This is a genomic window from Bacteroides thetaiotaomicron VPI-5482 (genome assembly GCF_000011065.1).
Classification (GTDB): Bacteria; Bacteroidota; Bacteroidia; order Bacteroidales; family Bacteroidaceae; genus Bacteroides; species Bacteroides thetaiotaomicron.
This window is the reverse complement of record NC_004663.1, coordinates 988,371-1,005,276: the sequence shown is the minus strand read 5'-3', so window position 1 is coordinate 1,005,276 and position 16,906 is coordinate 988,371. Positions and strand designations below refer to the sequence as shown.

17 protein-coding genes are annotated in these 16,906 nt (G+C 40.6%); 2 read left to right on the top strand and 15 right to left on the bottom strand.

Features of this window, described 5'->3' with window-relative positions; all coding sequences use genetic code 11:
- Positions 1-73 precede the first annotated feature (73 nt).
- A complete protein-coding gene (locus tag BT_RS04065; RefSeq protein ID WP_011107462.1) occupies positions 74-1,405 on the bottom strand; it encodes a M56 family metallopeptidase in 1,332 nt (443 codons plus the stop codon).
- 12 nt (positions 1,406-1,417) lie between these two features.
- On the bottom strand, positions 1,418-1,780 hold the full coding sequence (locus BT_RS04060) for a BlaI/MecI/CopY family transcriptional regulator (protein WP_008761500.1): 363 nt from the start codon (positions 1,778-1,780) through the stop codon (positions 1,418-1,420).
- 191 nt (positions 1,781-1,971) lie between these two features.
- Here BT_RS04060 and BT_RS04055 point away from each other — a divergent pair, with 191 nt between their 5' ends.
- A complete protein-coding gene (locus tag BT_RS04055; protein WP_008761499.1) occupies positions 1,972-2,730 on the top strand; it encodes a TrmH family RNA methyltransferase in 759 nt (252 codons plus the stop codon).
- On the opposite strand, the gene BT_RS24535 is transcribed toward BT_RS04055, so the two are convergent.
- The 5 genes from BT_RS24535 to ileS form a co-directional block, all read right to left on the bottom strand.
- Positions 2,681-3,058: a hypothetical protein gene (locus BT_RS24535; RefSeq protein WP_011107461.1), complete on the bottom strand. Its 378-nt coding sequence runs from the start codon at positions 3,056-3,058 to the stop codon at positions 2,681-2,683. The two genes, BT_RS04055 and BT_RS24535, sit on opposite strands and share 50 nt — an antisense overlap.
- 4 nt (positions 3,059-3,062) lie before the next feature.
- Positions 3,063-4,145, bottom strand: a complete 1,083-nt coding sequence (locus BT_RS04045; protein WP_011107460.1) for a DUF4296 domain-containing protein — start codon at positions 4,143-4,145, stop codon at positions 3,063-3,065.
- Complete coding sequence (locus tag BT_RS04040; RefSeq protein WP_008765667.1) at positions 4,135-4,791, bottom strand: lipoprotein signal peptidase; 657 nt, start codon at positions 4,789-4,791, stop codon at positions 4,135-4,137. The genes BT_RS04045 and BT_RS04040 overlap by 11 nt, the downstream gene beginning before the upstream one ends.
- A gap of 97 nt (positions 4,792-4,888) precedes the next feature.
- Entirely contained in the window at positions 4,889-5,269 is a 381-nt protein-coding gene (locus tag BT_RS04035) for a TraR/DksA family transcriptional regulator (RefSeq protein ID WP_005931903.1), read from the bottom strand.
- A gap of 36 nt (positions 5,270-5,305) precedes the next feature.
- Complete coding sequence (ileS, locus tag BT_RS04030; protein WP_011107458.1) at positions 5,306-8,794, bottom strand: isoleucine--tRNA ligase; 3,489 nt, start codon at positions 8,792-8,794, stop codon at positions 5,306-5,308.
- A 211-nt stretch (positions 8,795-9,005) separates the two neighbouring features.
- Between ileS and BT_RS04025 the strand changes: the two genes are divergently transcribed.
- Positions 9,006-10,055, top strand: coding sequence for a DUF2776 domain-containing protein (locus BT_RS04025; RefSeq protein ID WP_011107457.1), 1,050 nt, complete (start codon positions 9,006-9,008; stop codon positions 10,053-10,055).
- A gap of 156 nt (positions 10,056-10,211) precedes the next feature.
- Here the strand turns inward: BT_RS04025 and BT_RS04020 are convergent, their stop codons facing one another.
- The 8 genes from BT_RS04020 to BT_RS03985 all read right to left on the bottom strand — a co-directional run bounded on the left by BT_RS04020 (position 10,212) and on the right by BT_RS03985 (position 16,836).
- A complete protein-coding gene (locus BT_RS04020; RefSeq protein ID WP_011107456.1) occupies positions 10,212-11,750 on the bottom strand; it encodes a carbon-nitrogen hydrolase family protein in 1,539 nt (512 codons plus the stop codon).
- Positions 11,751-11,892: 142 nt separating this feature from the next.
- A complete protein-coding gene (gene arsB / locus BT_RS04015; protein ID WP_011107455.1) occupies positions 11,893-12,951 on the bottom strand; it encodes an ACR3 family arsenite efflux transporter in 1,059 nt (352 codons plus the stop codon).
- The gene (gene arsA / locus BT_RS04010; protein ID WP_011107454.1) at positions 12,936-14,648 is read right to left on the bottom strand and encodes an arsenical pump-driving ATPase; all 1,713 of its coding nucleotides are present in this window, start codon (positions 14,646-14,648) and stop codon (positions 12,936-12,938) included. The genes arsB and arsA overlap by 16 nt, the downstream gene beginning before the upstream one ends.
- Positions 14,649-14,677: 29 nt before the next feature.
- Complete coding sequence (arsD, locus tag BT_RS04005; RefSeq protein ID WP_010538088.1) at positions 14,678-15,004, bottom strand: arsenite efflux transporter metallochaperone ArsD; 327 nt, start codon at positions 15,002-15,004, stop codon at positions 14,678-14,680.
- A 31-nt stretch (positions 15,005-15,035) separates the two neighbouring features.
- Entirely contained in the window at positions 15,036-15,743 is a 708-nt protein-coding gene (locus tag BT_RS04000; RefSeq protein ID WP_011107453.1) for an aromatic aminobenezylarsenical efflux permease ArsG family transporter, read from the bottom strand.
- Position 15,744: 1 nt separating this feature from the next.
- Positions 15,745-16,188: a nitrophenyl compound nitroreductase subunit ArsF family protein gene (locus tag BT_RS03995; RefSeq protein WP_011107452.1), complete on the bottom strand. Its 444-nt coding sequence runs from the start codon at positions 16,186-16,188 to the stop codon at positions 15,745-15,747.
- 10 nt (positions 16,189-16,198) lie between these two features.
- Entirely contained in the window at positions 16,199-16,432 is a 234-nt protein-coding gene (locus BT_RS03990; RefSeq protein WP_011107451.1) for a thioredoxin family protein, read from the bottom strand.
- 77 nt (positions 16,433-16,509) lie between these two features.
- Entirely contained in the window at positions 16,510-16,836 is a 327-nt protein-coding gene (locus tag BT_RS03985) for an ArsR/SmtB family transcription factor (protein WP_016267521.1), read from the bottom strand.
- Between the last annotated feature and the right edge of the window lie 70 nt (positions 16,837-16,906).

The following is a 16,906-nucleotide window of genomic DNA, read 5'->3' as shown; positions in this document are numbered from 1 at the left end:
CTTTGCTAATACCTATATATTACTGACTATGTATCCTTGCAATTACTTCTATAAATCGTGGCGAATAAGATTCCTAATTTAGTTGATTTCTGAATACAATAGGAACTGTAAACTTCACAGATACAGGCTCCCCTTTTTGCATTCCCGGCTTCCATTTTGGCATCGAATTAATCACTCGAAGAGCTTCTTTATCCAAATCCGGATCAACGCTACGTACTACTTTCGCACCAAAAATACTACCATCTTTGTTAACCACAAACTGTACAATAACACGACCCTGAATTTTATTTTCTATCGCCTTCGTCGGATACTTGATATTGCGACTCAAAAAACTCAGTAGTTCTTTCTGTCCTCCGGGGAAATCCGGCATCGTTTCCACTACTGAATAAATAGAATCACCTTTCGTCTCCGTGATCGTTATATCAACTTGAGGTTCTGCTGTTTTCTCCGGTTCAGCAGTCAACTCTATGGTATCTGCTTTTTCGGTATCAGACTGGACTTTATCCGCTTTCTTATTGGCGCAATTACTGAATAACAGCAATAATGCGGCCACTGGTATAAACATCAGATACTTACCTACCATGATGTTATGAGTTCTTTTTCTGTTTAGCATTTTAATTCGTTTTTTTAAGGGTAATACACTAAAGTTGTTATAGAAGTTTGCTGCAGCCAATGAAGTATGTTTAATTCCCAACAAATGATATTGATACGATTTCTTGTCATAGCCGGACGTCACTACTTGCTTGTCCGCCAGATACTCATGATTCATACGTATTTCACTGCGTATCAACCAGGAGAACGGATTAAACCAACATAATAATATAACCAGTTGAACCAGTATTATATCCAATGAATGCAACTCACGGACATGAGTTTGTTCATGTATCAATATCTCATTAATTTCCTTATCCGAATATTGCATCGGATTTATGAATATCCAATGAAAAAAGGAACAGGGCTCCCCTACGTCTTCTGACTGATAAACAGGTACACCTTTCAGAGAATAGCGCTGAGAGCAGACTAAAGAGCGATGTATTTTACTAACTTCTAAAAGATTACGCAGTAACAACATACCTATTCCCAATCCATAAATAATCCATAACCAAGTACCGGCCTGCCAGGTTGTCACTTCAACTTCTGTTGTAGCAACGGGTAAAGCCGTAGTAACCAGCACTTCCGGTAACAGTTTATTGTAAACGGTAGTAAACGTTTCTCCTATTGCATACTCGTCCGTCCAGCCTGAAAAATCAATCAATGGATAAATCAGCGAAGTCACACATATCAGCAGCAACATGATCCGTCTCAGCCTGAAAAATGTATCCTTGCTGAAAGAGAGCTTATAGAATGCATATAATACAATCAAAGCTATATTTACTTTAATCAAATAGATTGCAAAAGATTCCATGCCTATCTTGATTTATGATTCTTCATCCTCAATAATATTGATTAAATCCTCGAGTTCTTTCTTGCTGATTTTACGATCGCGGACAAAAAAGGAAACCATTTCTTTGTACGAACCTGTAAAATAGTTACTTACTACTCCATTCATAAAGCTACGCTTATAGTCGCTTTCTTTCACCAGCACATGATACTGAATAGAATTCCCTAACTTGAAAGGAGACAAGAATTTCTTTTTCTCCAGATTACGGACTACAGAGGCAACACTTGTATATGGAGGTTTTGGTTCCGGCATTTCATTCACAATCTCCCGGATAAAACTAGGCCCCATTTTCCAAAAGTAAATCATCACTTCTTCCTCTTGTTGTGTCAATCTTTCCATATTGTCATCTTTTATACTGAATATCAAACTACTAATTTTAAGCAAATCTACTAAAATTAAGTAGATAATCAATTTTTATTCATGCAAATATTGTTAATATGAGAAAGAATTATTTTCAAAAAACTTGTTCAACAGCCGATTTATTAAAAATATATTTATAGCTTTGCGGTAAATAAAGAAGTAAAAGAATAATGCTAAGCAAAAATAAAATAAAGTATATCCATTCACTGGAACTAAAGAAAACCCGTAAAGAGGAACAGGTATTCCTAGCCGAAGGTCCTAAATTAACAGGCGATTTACTAGGACATTTCCCTTGCCGTTTTCTGGCTGCAACTTCTTCATGGTTACAAGCGCATCCCGACATTCAAGCAAATGAAATTGCAGAAGTCTCTCAAGAAGAACTATCACGTGCCAGCCTGCTGAAAACACCACAGCAAGTACTTGCTGTTTTCGAGCAACCGCAATATACGTTAAGTCCGGATTTCGCACGCCAGTCTCTTTGCCTGGCACTGGATGATATTCAGGACCCGGGGAACCTGGGTACGATTATCCGGCTGGCGGACTGGTTTGGTATCGAACATATTATCTGCTCTCAGAACACGGTAGACGTATACAATCCCAAGACCATACAAGCCACTATGGGAGGAATCGCCCGTGTTAAGGTTCATTACACCTCTCTTCCCGAATTTATTCATTCACTCGGTGATGCTCCTGTATTCGGAACATTTTTGGATGGAGAAAACATGTACGAACAACCATTATCCACCAACGGACTGATCGTAATGGGAAATGAAGGTAACGGAATAGGAAAAGAAGTGGAAGCACTCATCAATCGGAAACTTTATATCCCCAATTATCCACAAGGAAAAGAAACCTCGGAATCTCTCAACGTAGCTATCGCTACCGCAGTAATCTGTGCCGAGTTCCGGCGACAGGCTGCATGGAAGTAAAATCAAAAGGATAAAATAAATAAGGAAACAGTACTTCTCCCCTCTTTGCAGACGCTGTAAGAGCCTCTTTAAAACATGGGAAAGTTTGTCCCGAAACTATTGGAAGATTAAATTGAAACACTGAGATGTTTTTGCTGAACATCTCAGTGTTTTTTATTTTATTCTCGGGAAGTAATGCTATCAGCCCGGGCATCCATTCAACAGACTCTATTTCTTCCGTCAACGGAAAAACATCCCGTACATATCCTTCATCAGTAATCTCTACTACTTGTTGTCTGATAAAGCCAACATCAGGCAGAAGCAAATAATGAGCGGCAAAGCGTTTCATAATATTAACGGGAAGGTGACTGACGTCTTTGCTGATTTCTACGCTGATTCAATTGCCGTTCCCTTCTTTGCTCAATCTTCTCCTGCTGGATATGTTGCTCTACTTCAATCTGTTCCGGCTTCTTTTCAGGAGTCACCGTACGACGGCGATTCATTTCTTCCGGTGATATACGTTGATTATCCTTCAGATCATCGACTTTTCGCAAAGAGTCTTTCGAAATCTTAGTATCTTTTTGATCAGATACTTTCTTTAAAGAATCTGTCTTCAGAGCTTCCAGCTGATTAATCGAATCACGTTCGGCTACAGAAAGCGAGTCCGAACAATGATAACGGGTTAAAGCAAAGCGGTCTGCCAGTAATGCACCGGCTTTCTCTCCCTGTACTCCCGGGTAATAGATAAAGCCTTTTATTTCCTTCATCACACCCAATGTGTCTGCATACAAACGTATCTGATGAACACCCGGATCAGTGATTGTTTCCAAATGATTCAGCGTATCCTTCTCATAAATAACCTGCATTGCCATCGTAACAGCTCTCAAAGAATCGGCAAGCATCGGTTCGAGGAAACGATAACGTACTTCCCAAACCAGTGTATCACGATCTTTATAATTAGTATCGACAGGTAATACAAAGGCATACTGATCATTCATCATCTCACCCGTCAGACGTATGAAACATTTCCAGGGCCAGACATCAATACTGTCACCCGGTTCCGACATCTTCGGTTTATTGTCACGCAAAGCTATCAGATGATTTATTTCATTCTGCTGGGCTTTCAGGCGTTTGCTCACCTTCTCATAAATTTTCGATAATACCTCCGTATTGCGTGTGTACCATACCAAAGACGAATCGAATACAGCTTCCGTTGTACCGTATTTTTTGAAAACGGCATCGAGATACAGAGTCTTCTTATAATTCTCATTATAAGGCAGATTATCTCCCATAGACTTTGCCAGATGATAATCATACAGCAAATTCTCCATCTTCGATTCTGAGATTACATCGTCAGGTCTTTTGACTTTACAGCCTGCTACCGCAAGCGCCAACATACAAACACAACACAGATGAAACCGAAACCTACTCTTCATGATCTACGCTTTCCTTTTTATTTTTATCCAGTGAATGGTAAGATTCGTTCAGATACTTGCTATAGAAAAGTAGCAAAGCAATGATACCGCAACTGATAGCAGCATCTGCAAAATTAAAGATCGGGCTGAAGAATATAAAATGTTCTCCACCTACGAAAGGCATCCATGTGGGCCAGTTTGTGTCAATAATCGGGAAATAGAACATATCCACTACTTTGCCATAGAACCAGGTAGAATATCCACCGCCTTCGGGCATAAAACTGGCAATCTGTGAATGAGTACTTTCATTGAAAAAGACACCATAGAATACGCTGTCTATAATATTACCCAAAGCTCCGGTCAGGATAAGGGCCACACAGACGATGTATCCGGTTTTGAAGCCTTTTTTTATAATCTTATAGAGATAGTAGCCTATCAGCCCTACTGCTACAATACGGAAAGTGGTCAGGAACAACTTTCCAAATATTTCCATACCGAAAGCCATACCGTTGTTTTCGGTGAAATAGATATAAAACCAGTCTGTCACACGTATACTTTCGTGCCAATACATATGAGTCTTAATCCAGATTTTAATGATCTGGTCAATAATCAGTACGGAAAAGATAACAAGCAGGGCAATTCTACCCTTCGTGAATAGTTTCTTCATTTGTTCATCATAAATTAAACATAACGAGCTACAAGTTGCCGTGCGTAAACATTGCGCAGCTACTTGTAGCTCGTCATCCGTAGCTTGTAGCTATCTATTATTTTTTACCACTGTTCTTAGCCTCGATGCTGAGTGTAGCATGAGGAACAGCACGCAAGCGTTCTGCCGGAATCAACTTTCCAGTCTCACGGCAAATGCCATACGTTTTATTCTCAATACGTACCAAAGCTGCCTGCAATCCTTGGATAAACTTCAGCTGGCGCTGTGCCAGGCGAGTCGTTTCTTCCTTTGAAAGCGTATTAGCTCCTTCTTCCAACACTTTATAAGTAGGAGATGTATCGTCAGTATCATTACCGTCCAATCCCATCAAGCTCATCTTCAACTGATCGTAATCACGTTGAGCCAACTCCAACTTCTCCATAATAATGGCACGGAATTCTTCAAGTTCCGCATCCGAATATCTAGTCTTTTCTGCCATAACTTTACTAGTTTAAAAGGTTAATCAATATTAGTATTAGTCTTTTATCACATTGACAAACAATGAGAAATCGTCAAAATTAAGTTCTGTGCCGTCTTTCACTTCATCTGCCAAATCAAGAGATGTTCCTAAAACTTGGTTACAAATATAAGTATTATATTCGTTCACCGCATCATCTGTTTGCGTATTTTTGGAGATTGTGATCTTTATTTTGTCCGTAATCTCGAAACCGCTGGACTTACGTATATTTTGAATACGATTCACCAATTCGCGGGCTATACCCTCACGACGCAGTTCTTCGGTAACAGTAACTTCAAGAGCAACAGTCAGTTTACCTTCATTGGCAACCAGCCATCCCGGAATGTCTTCGCTGAAGATTTCGACATCCGCAGCTTCGATCACAGCTTCCGCTCCATCCAGATTCAACGCATACTTTCCGTTCTTTTCGAGTTCGGCTATCGCTTCCTGAGACATTTCCGCTACAGCAGCAGCCACAGCCTTCATCTGTTTGCCGAATTTCGGGCCTAACTTCTTAAAGTCACATTTCACCTTCTTCACCAATACGCCGGCAGCACCATCCACAAACTTGATATCTTTTACATTCACCTCGTTCATGATCAATGCTTTCACAGCTTCGATGTGGGCTTTCTGCTCTTCATCCGCCACCGGAATCATGATACACTGCAGCGGCTGGCGAACTTTGATGTTCACTTTACGACGCAATGCCAATACCATAGAAGTTACGTCCTGTGCCATTTGCATACGAGCTTCCAGTTCCTTGTCTATCATTTCTTCCTGATACTTCGGGAATTCAGCCAAATGGATAGAAACCACATTATCACGTCCTGTAGCAGTAGTCAAATCTGTGTACAGACGATCCGCATAGAACGGAGAAATAGGCGCCATCAGTTTCGCGACTGTCTCAAGGCAGGTATACAATGTCTGATAAGCAGACAGTTTATCCTGAGTAAATTCACCACCCCAGAAACGTTTACGGTTCAGACGAACATACCAGTTGGACAGATTGTCATTGACAAAGTCGGAGATCAAACGTCCTGCCTTAGTAGGTTCATATTCATTATAGCAAGTATCTACTTCCTTGATTAAAGTATTCAATACTGACAAAATCCAGCGGTCGATTTCCGGACGTTCTGCCATCGGAACATCTGCTTCCTTATATTCGAATCCGTCTACATTGGCATACAGCGCAAAGAACGAATATGTATTATATAAAGTACCGAAGAACTTACGGCGAACTTCTTCGATTCCGTCAATGTCAAATTTCAGGTTGTCCCATGGAGATGAGTTAGTGATCATGTACCAACGCAACGGGTCAGAACCATACTTCTCAATCGTAGTAAACGGATCGACAGCATTGTTAAGACGCTTGGACATCTTATTACCGTTCTTGTCGAGCACCAGTCCATTAGAGATCACGGCTTTGTACGACACACTATCAAATACCATAGTAGCGATAGCATGCAGTGTAAAGAACCATCCACGTGTCTGGTCTACACCTTCCGCGATAAAGTCTGCCGGATATACTTCACGGTTATCCAGAATGTTTTTGTTCTCGAACGGATAATGAATCTGTGCATAAGGCATAGCACCGGAATCAAACCAAACGTCAATCAGGTCTGATTCACGCTTCATCGGCTGACCGTCTTCCGATACCAGAATGATATCGTCTACATACGGACGATGAAGGTCTATCTTATCATAATTTCCTTCGGTGTATTCGCCCGGTACAAAACCTTTATCCTTGTACGGATTGGATTTCATAAATCCGGCAGCTACCGATTTCTCGATTTCATTATATAGTTCTTCTACAGATTCGATACATATTTCGCTCGTTCCATCTTCCGTACGCCAGATAGGCAGTGGAGTACCCCAATAACGGGAACGGCTTAAGTTCCAGTCATTCAGATTTTCCAGCCATTTGCCGAAACGTCCTGTTCCGGTAGATTCCGGTTTCCAGTTGATCGTCTTGTTCAGCTCCATCATACGCTCCTTGCAGGCTGTAGAACGGATAAACCAGCTATCCAACGGATAATAAAGCACCGGTTTGTCTGTACGCCAGCAATGAGGATAGTTGTGTATATGTTTTTCGATTTTGAAAGCCTGATTGTTTGCTTTCATCATCATACAGAGAGCGACATCCAGAGATTCGGCAGCCTGAGCTGCTTTCTCGTCATACTTGCCGTCTACCATAAATACGGGATTATAGGCATTCTTTACCCATGCACCCTGATATTCTTTGTATTTGTCTACATCCACACATTCTTTCACGAAGTTTTCATCCAGTTCGTCCAGCATATAGAACTTACCGGTAAGGTCTACCATCGGACGGGTTTCACCCTTCTTGTTAATCATGAAGAGCGACGGTATACCTGCTGCACGAGCCACGTTCGCATCATCCGCACCAAACGTCGGTGCGATGTGCACGATACCCGTACCGTCTTCCGTCGTTACATAATCACCAGGGATTACACGGAAGCCTTTACCGCTAACTTTCCATGTTCCGTCTTCAGATACTTCAACCGGTTTCACCCAAGGGATCAGTTGCTCGTATTCCATACCAATAAGGTCAGCACCTTTGTATTCGGCAACTACCTTGAACGGTACAAGCTTATCTCCTGCCTTGTAATCTTCCAGTTTCAGATCAGCAGCTTTTGAATTGAAATGAGTATTTAATAAAGCTTTCGCCAGAACAACCGTGATAGGTTCTCCTGTATAAGCATTATATGTCTGTACTGCAACATAATCGATTTTTGGTCCTACACAAAGCGCTGTATTTGAAGGCAATGTCCAGGGAGTTGTTGTCCAGGCAAGGAAGTAAGGAGTCCCCCACTCTGCCATTTCCGGTTTCGGGTTCTTCATCTTAAACTGGGCAACAGCTGTCGTATCCTTTACGTCACGATAGCAACCCGGTTGGTTCAGCTCATGCGAACTCAATCCTGTTCCGGCAGCCGGAGAATACGGCTGGATTGTGTATCCTTTATACAGCAAGCCTTTCTTATGCAGTTGCTTCAGCAGCCACCACAATGTTTCGATATAACGATTGTCATACGTGATATAAGGGTGCTTCATATCCACCCAATATCCCATCTGATGAGTCAGGTCTTCCCATTCCTTGGTATACTTCATCACGTCCTTACGGCAAGCAGCGTTATAATCTGCTACAGAGATTTTTTTACCAATATCCTCTTTTGTGATACCTAATGCTTTTTCTACACTTAGTTCCACAGGCAGTCCGTGCGTATCCCATCCGGCTTTACGCTTTACCTGGTAACCTTTCATTGTTTTGTAACGACAGAAAATGTCCTTAATGGTACGAGCCATTACATGGTGAATGCCCGGCATACCATTAGCCGAGGGAGGTCCTTCGAAAAACACAAACGAAGGGCAGCCATCACGTTCTGTCATACTCTTGGCGAAAACCTGGTTTTCGTCCCACTTCTTCAACACGTCTTTGTTCACCTGTGAAAGGTCAAACTGCGAATATTCAGTAAATCTCTTACCCATAGCTATATCTACGATTTTACTATTTACAATTTACAATTTGAGGGGTATCCCCATTTTTAAGGGTGCAAATTTACAAAAACATTTGTTTAGTTGAGCAAAAAGCAAGGACTTTTAATTGGAATCATGTGAAGTTATCGTTTATAAATGGATGTTGCGTTAAACAAAACGGATATCTCCTTGTTTTAGTGGGAAAATAAAAAGCACTTAAGTTATGAATTACGGTATTAGTATTTTATTCAGAGCAATCCCTTTGACGATGGCGGTCTTTTGCTTCGGATACGGAGCATTCATTTACGGTTATGGTGACGCGGGAAACCGTCTGGTGGCAGGTCCTGTTGTATTTTCACTAGGTATGATATGCATTGCGCTGTTCTGTACGGCAGCCACTATAATCCGGCAAATCATACATACCTATAATGAAGCTACAAAATACGTTTTACCTGTTGTGGGCTATCTGGCAGCTATCATAACGATTGTCGGAGGTATCTGCATTTTCAATGCCGCTACCACTACTTCAGCCTTCGTCGCAGGGCATGTCATAACCGGTGTAGGATTTATCACAGCTTGTGTAGCTACCGCCGCTACCTCTTCCACCCGATTTTCTTTGATTCCGGCCAATGCCAAAGCTACCGGAAATGAAGTGCCGGAGGGAGCGTTTTCTATTGGCCAGAGACGGGCAATGATCATTCTCGCAATCGTCATTTCCTGTATCGCATGGATATGGGCGTTCATCCTGTTAAGCAACAGTCACTCTCATCCTGCTTATTTTGTAGCAGGTCATGTGATGGTAGGGCTCGCATGTATTTGTACCAGTCTGATTGCATTGGTAGCAACCATAGCCCGTCAGGTCCGGAACGACTATTCGGAAAGAGAACGTAACAAATGGCCGAAACTGGTTTTATTAATGGGATCGATCTCTTTTGTATGGGGCATATTCGTCATCCTTGCCGATTCAGGAAGTGCAAACGGTACTACCGGATACATCATGCTTGGTCTTGGCCTGGTATGTTACAGTATTTCCAGCAAAGTGATTCTACTCGCCAAGATATGGAGGCGGGAGTTCAAACTGGCTAACCGAATCCCTATGATTCCGGTACTGACAGCATTAGCATGCCTGTTTCTGGCTGCCTTTGTATTCGAGCTTGCTACCGTAAACGCTGATTATTTTATTCCGGCACGAGTTTTAGTAGGACTGGGAGCTATTTGCTTCACGCTGTTTTCTATCGTCAGCATATTGGAAAGCGGCACATCTTCTAAATAATAGAAAAGTCATGTCTCAAAGGTATATGTTTACTCTCTTTTAGGCACAGATTACACGGATTTCACAGTTTTTGCTATAAATGAATGTCTTTAGAACCGTGTTAATCCGTATAATCCGTGCCTAAATACTTTTTACAATCAATAGGCGCTTTTACTCTTATTTCTTGAATCTGACTTCGTAAACATCATTTCTACGATCCTTCAGATTGCGCACACTACCGTAAGTATGGAGTGCATTCAATAAATCCAGATCGACATCCGAAACCAGAATCATTTCTGTATTCGGAGTGGCTTCCGCCCGTTTTCCATCAGTCGGAAAAGCAAAATCACATGGAGTGAACACTCCCGACTGTGCATATTGAATATCCATATTATGAACGCGGGGAAGATTTCCTACACAACCTGCTATGACTACAAAGCATTCATTTTCAATCGCACGCGCCTGAGCACAGACACGAACACGGGAGTAAGCATTCTGTGTATCAGTCAGGAAAGGTACAAATAAGATTTGCATTCCCTGATCCGCCATCAAACGGGAAAGTTCCGGAAATTCCACATCATAACAGATCAGGACTCCGACCTTCGCACAATCTGTATCGAAAGTTTGCAGCAGTTTACCACCGCTCAATCCCCAACTCTTGATTTCATCCGGAGTAACGTGCATTTTTTCATACATCTCATAAGTTCCGTCACGCCTGCAAAGGAAGCCTACATTATATAACAGACCATCCTCCTTTACATACGGCATACTTCCTGTGATAATATTGATATTGTAACTGATAGCCAGGTTTATAAAACGGTCTCTGATCTCATCGGTATACTTTGCCAATCCACGAATAGCCTGCGATTCTCCTTTATCATTAAACTTCGACATCAAAGGAGCGTTGAAATATTCCGGAAAAAGAACAAAATCACTTTTATAATCTGATACGGCATCTACAAAGAACTCCACTTGTTCGAAGAGGTCGTCCAATGTCTTGTAACTACGCATCTGCCACTGTACCAGTCCCACACGGACAGTCGTCTTTGGGTTGATATATTCCTGCGTAGGCGGCTGATAATAAATATTATCCCACTGCAACAAACAGGCATAATGCTTGGATTCCTCATCATTCGGCAAATAATTGGTCATTACTTTGCGAACATGGAAATCATTCGATAATTGGAAGGTAAGAACCGGATCATAAATTTCACGCTGCCGTACCCGTGCGATATATTCTTTCGGGCGCATCTTATCGGCATATTTATGATAATTCGGAATACGGCCACCGAACATGATAGCTTTCAAATTCAATGTTTCGCAAAGTTCCTTGCGATATTCATACATACGACGAGCCAGACGCAAACCACGGTATCCCGGATGAATAAACACCTCAATACCATACAGGATGTTTCCTTCCGGATTATGAGTATTGAATGTTTCCTTACCGGTAACTTGTGCATACGTATGGTCGTTCTTTACCTTATCGTAATCAAGGATGATGGAAAGAGCACAACCTACGATTTTATCATCGACGACTGTCACAATCTGTCCTTCCGGAAAAATACTTATTAATTTCTTTATCTGGGCATGAGTCCAAAATACATCGCTACCGTCAGAGTAAACACGGGTAAACGATTGGGATAACTGTGCATAGTCTTCAATTTGAAGATTACGTATCTGTACTTTATTAATTTTAATTGGATGTTGTTCCATAACAATATATGTTTTTAAAAAGACAGTGCAAAGGTACAGCTTATACTTTAATAGTGTTTTTAAACCAATGAATATTTATTATTCTTAATTCAAAGTTTTCTTTTCAATATCTTGATTTCTTGTACGTATCGTCTAGAGTATTCTATTTACTCATACTTGATTTTATTGTAAACCACCTGTATGTATTATTTGCAACTCTCACTAACATCAGCATAACCGGAACTTCAACCAACACCCCTACCACTGTAGCCAATGCAGCACCGGATTGCAAACCGAAAAGCGATATAGCCACAGCCACCGATAATTCAAAAAAATTGCTTGCACCAATCATTCCGGCAGGTGCAGCTATATTGTGAGGTAATTTCCACCATTTCGCCCAACCATAGGCTACAAAGAATATCAGAACTGTTTGCAACACAAGCGGAACGGCAATCAATACGATGTGCAACGGATTGTTCAATATGGTTTCTCCTTGAAATGAAAACAGAATGATAAGCGTTAATAGTAACCCGCCAGTCGTATAATTATCAAACTTACGGATAAATACAGTATTAAAATATTCTATCCCTTTTCGCCGGATAACCAGTATGCGGGTTATTATTCCGGCAGAAAGAGGAATGACAACAAACAATACAACTGAAAGCAATAATGTATCCCACGGAATCGTAACGCCACCTACGCCCAATAAAAAAGCAACAATAGGAGCGAAAGCAACCAATATGATTAAATCATTCACTGCAACCTGCACCAATGTATAGGCAGCATCCCCTTTGGTCAGATAACTCCATACAAATACCATTGCCGTACAAGGTGCAGCACCCAATAAGACTGCCCCTGCTAAATATTCTTCGGCCAATTCGGCAGATATTAGAGACTTGAAAACAACGTAGAAGAATAGATAAGCTATTCCAAACATTGTAAAAGGCTTTATAAGCCAATTTGTAATACAAGTGATGATAATTCCTTTCGGACGCTTACCAACGTTTTTAATACTCTGAAAATCTACTTTCAGCATCATGGGGTAAATCATTAACCAAATCAGGATAGCCACAGGTATAGACACATTGGCGTATTCTAATTTACTCAATGTTTGCGATATTGCCGGAAACCATTGTCCGATAGCAATACCAGCAACAATGCACAAAGTTACCCAAACAGTCAGGTATCTTTCAAAAAATCCAATTCCTATATATTTTTCCATCCAATCAAGGCAGCATTACCCTTTGACAATTGTTCTACTTTCTTAATCCAATTTACTTCATTTTGTGCTTTCGCCTGCAAAAATGAATTTTCCGTATTTGTCATTGACAGGCAGGCATTTACTACCCACCATTTGTTATTAATTCCGGCGCGTTGCAAATCCATTTGCAGGCGTTCAGCTTCAAATACAGGTGTCGCTTCAGGCAAGGTAACAATTACGACTTCCGTTTCCTTTGGATTACGCAAACGGGGCAATAAATTGGCTACCGCTCCCGTAACTGCTCCTTGGGTACGTTCTACTTCTTTATGGTAGCTTTGGGTAGCATCCAAAAGCAACAATGTATGACCTGTCGGTGCAGTATCAATCACCACAATTTCATTGTCCGCTTTATCTACAATTTCGGCAAATGCCTTGAAAACTGCGATTTCTTGTGTGCATGGCGAACGTAAATCTTCTTCAATATATTCCATATCTTCGGCAGTCATGGTTTCTGCCGCTTTGCTACGAACTTCATTCTTGTAGTTTTCCAATACTTCCGCTTCATCAATATGACTTACTGTAATACCCGACTTTATAGCGAGATCATAGTTCAGATGGTTTGCCGGATCAGTGGTGGTAAGATGTACCTTTGCACCGAGTTTTGTTAATTTCAGAGCTATTTCTGTTGCTAAGGTAGTTTTACCTACACCGCCTTTTCCCATTGTGAACACTACCCGCTTACCGGAAGTATAGAGGTCATTAACCAAGTCGTCTATACTTTTAGCACCACTTACAGGCTGATAACAAATATCATCCGCAAGGCTGTCGCTGTATAACATACGGCGTATATTAGCTATATCAGATAAATTATAAGAACGTAGAGGAACGCTGTACATAGGATATTCAGATAGTTCAGCAGGCATACCCTGTAATGCCTTTTGCTGCCTGTTATGCAGTTGTCGTGACACATCATCCGCTTCATTCAGTTGCTGTAAAATACCATTTATCACCAACAACTGATTTTTAATTCCCAATAGCTGTAATTCAGATGAAGAGCGGGCAGCTTCTTTCAATGGAGAAATTTCAGGACGACTGACCAGTACTAACCGAGTTGCGCTTGTATTAGATAGGGTTTCTACCGCCTGTTTATAAATTCCTTTCCGTTCCTCCAAGCCTGATAACTGCCCTAAACAGGATGCACCATGTGTACTTTCACTAATAAATGTACTCCATGCAGATGGAAGCTGCAACATTCGCAATGTATGTCCGGTAGGTGCTGTATCAAAAATTATATGGTCATACTCCTTTGCTTTATCAGCATCGGTAATAAAGTCCGAGAACTCATTAAAAGCTGCGATTTCTACTGTGCAGGAACCTGAAAGCTGTTCTTCCATATTCTGAATAACGCTTTCGGGTAATTTTCCCCTGAAAGGTGCAATAACACTTTCTCTGTATTCTGCTGCTGCCTGCTCAGGATCAAGGTTTACAACAGTCAGTCCCGGCACTTCTGAAATAGCTGTACCGTGTCCGTTTAAGGATTGATCGAAAACATCTTGTAAGTTAGAAGCCGGATCTGTACTGATAAGAAGTATTTTCTTTCCCTTATCAGCCAAACCAACTGCTGTGGCACAAGCAATAGAAGTCTTTCCTACTCCACCTTTACCTGTAAAAAACAGGTATTTAGTCAGTTCTATATCGGATAAATTGAATGCTTTCATTTCTTTTTTAATATAAATCTGTTATACATTTATTTAGCGGGCATTAAATCTAAATTCACTCCCGTCCATTCACTCATTTGTTTAGTGGTAGGATAAACTTTAGAAACTGCAATTTCACCATCTACTAAAGTAATAGGTAAAGCTTCTGCACCATTCTTTTGAAGATATTCATTTACTGTTTTATTGCTCACATACACCTGTGGTTCATCCCGTAAATTGTGACGGGTAACAATAACACCCTGTCTTTTCAATGTTTCGACAACAACTGCAACCCTCATCAATTCAGGATTGATATTTGTTCCACACAAACCCGTAGGGCAACACATTGCCGGATCAAAAATTTCTATCTTTTTCATACTGTCCTTTATTTAAATTAATTTAAATTGTTCATAGATAAAAAACGACCGCATAATAGATTCCTATGACTATAAAGAGTATAGCAACAATTTTGCGAAACCATTTTTCAAAAATTTGTACGCTGTTATAAAACCGACCTAATCCGGCTACACTATACGCCAATATCCAAGCAACAAGGATTACAGGCAACCCTGTAGCGATAGCATATATTACGGGTAAAAAATACCCGCCCGTTTCTGCTGCCGCCAAAGGCATAAGTATACCGAAATAGAAAACTCCACTGGTGGGGCAAAAGGCTAGAGCAAACAAAATACCCAATAACAAAGCGCCCCAACTACCTTTTGTATTCTTCTTTAGCCCCTCTCCGCCAATATTGATTTTGGGTATATTTAGCTTTATAATATCGAGCATGAATATCCCTATGATAATTAATACCGGAGCAATCAACATCTCACCGTATTTACTTACCACCTTTTGAACCATATACATACTTGCCCCCTCACGAAGAACCGGAATAAGAATAACCCCAAGTACTGTATAAGTCACTATCCTGCCAAATGTATAAAGTAACCCATTTATGAATATACGGTGACGGTTTTCTATATCCTTACCAATAAAACCTATTGCCGTTATATTAGTAGCCAAAGGGCACGGACTGATTGCCGTTAAAATTCCTAAGATAAAGGCTGTTATAACAGGGACAGAACTATTGTCTAATAGTGATTGAAGAAAATCCATCCTACAACTGTTTTAGCAATTCATCAACTTTATTTTTAATTCCCTCTTTAAATTTGTCCGGTGATTTTCTTGCATTGGAAAAACTGAACTCTGTCATGTTGTTTACATTTTCTTTTCCATCTTTCCAACCATTCACAAACAGGGACGACCAAGTAACTTCGTACTTGTCCGCAATTTGCCCGTTTTCCTTTTTTGAAATATCTATAACCTTATAGATAATCCTATCGTCTGCCTGCTCTTTGGAATAAAGGCTATCCAAAAGGGCTACTGTATTAGTTTCTATTGCCCGACAGGTGATACAACGCTGCGCTCCATGGAAATAAAGTACCTCAATATGGTCAGGCAGCTTTTCTTCCGTACTCTGTGCCTCTGTTTTTGCTTTTGCACCATTACCACAGGATATTAAGATAATGGTTGAGAATAGTAAATAAAAGAATTTCTTCATAACTATCTTATTATTGGGTTATCAATTCTTTCACTTCTGCAAGTGATAATCTTTTTCCGGCAGATACGACTTTTCCGTCAATGACTAAAGCCGGAAGACTTAAAACATTATACTCCATGATTTTTAATAAATCTTCCTCTTTAATTAATACGACATCGCAACCCAATTCAGAAATTGCTTGTTTAGTTGTTTCATACAATGCTCTACAGCCTGCACACCCGGTTCCCAATACTTTGATTTCCATTTTTTATTCTATATTAAAGTTTATCTCTTAATCGTAATTCGTAGAACTACGAACAATATTCTTAAAAAAAAGTGCTGTTATCCACAGCACGATGTTCCTGTACATTTACAATCTCCCAAAAATGCAGCAAATAATTTGCGGGCAAGTTCCCAATTTTCCTTATTAATACAATATCGCACCTTGGGCGTTTCTATTTCTCCCTGAATTAATCCTGCATCTTTCAGCTCTTTCAAGTGCTGTGAAACGGTTGCTTTGGCAATAGGCAATTCTTCGTGAATATCTCCGAAGAAACAACTTTCCTGTTTAGCCAAGAAACTAAGAATAGCCATTCGTGCCGGGTGTCCCATAGCTTTAGCAAAACGAGCTATCTGCTCCTGCTCTACTGTATACTGCTTTTCTTTCACTTCAATATCTCCTCCTTATTTATTGTTCGCAAAACTACGAACAATATTTTAATCCGCAAAATTAATTAGG

Bases quoted from the DNA above. Each gene is read 5' to 3' on its own strand.
- arsD (WP_010538088.1), bottom strand. From the start codon at position 15,004: ATGAAAAAGATAGAAATTTTTGATCCGGCAATGTGTTGCCCTACGGGT.
- BT_RS04045 (WP_011107460.1), bottom strand. From the start codon at position 4,145: ATGAAGAGTAGGTTTCGGTTTCATCTGTGTTGTGTTTGTATGTTGGCG.
- arsB (WP_011107455.1), bottom strand. From the start codon at position 12,951: ATGGAAAAATATATAGGAATTGGATTTTTTGAAAGATACCTGACTGTT.
- ileS (WP_011107458.1), bottom strand. From the start codon at position 8,794: ATGGGTAAGAGATTTACTGAATATTCGCAGTTTGACCTTTCACAGGTG.
- BT_RS03990 (WP_011107451.1), bottom strand. From the start codon at position 16,432: ATGGAAATCAAAGTATTGGGAACCGGGTGTGCAGGCTGTAGAGCATTG.
- BT_RS04020 (WP_011107456.1), bottom strand. From the start codon at position 11,750: ATGGAACAACATCCAATTAAAATTAATAAAGTACAGATACGTAATCTT.
- BT_RS04000 (WP_011107453.1), bottom strand. From the start codon at position 15,743: ATGGATTTTCTTCAATCACTATTAGACAATAGTTCTGTCCCTGTTATA.
- BT_RS04025 (WP_011107457.1), top strand. From the start codon at position 9,006: ATGAATTACGGTATTAGTATTTTATTCAGAGCAATCCCTTTGACGATG.
- BT_RS04065 (WP_011107462.1), bottom strand. From the start codon at position 1,405: ATGGAATCTTTTGCAATCTATTTGATTAAAGTAAATATAGCTTTGATT.
- BT_RS04055 (WP_008761499.1), top strand. From the start codon at position 1,972: ATGCTAAGCAAAAATAAAATAAAGTATATCCATTCACTGGAACTAAAG.
- BT_RS04040 (WP_008765667.1), bottom strand. From the start codon at position 4,791: ATGAAGAAACTATTCACGAAGGGTAGAATTGCCCTGCTTGTTATCTTT.
- BT_RS03995 (WP_011107452.1), bottom strand. From the start codon at position 16,188: ATGAAGAAATTCTTTTATTTACTATTCTCAACCATTATCTTAATATCC.
- BT_RS04060 (WP_008761500.1), bottom strand. From the start codon at position 1,780: ATGGAAAGATTGACACAACAAGAGGAAGAAGTGATGATTTACTTTTGG.
- BT_RS24535 (WP_011107461.1), bottom strand. From the start codon at position 3,058: ATGAAACGCTTTGCCGCTCATTATTTGCTTCTGCCTGATGTTGGCTTT.
- arsA (WP_011107454.1), bottom strand. From the start codon at position 14,648: ATGAAAGCATTCAATTTATCCGATATAGAACTGACTAAATACCTGTTT.
- BT_RS04035 (WP_005931903.1), bottom strand. From the start codon at position 5,269: ATGGCAGAAAAGACTAGATATTCGGATGCGGAACTTGAAGAATTCCGT.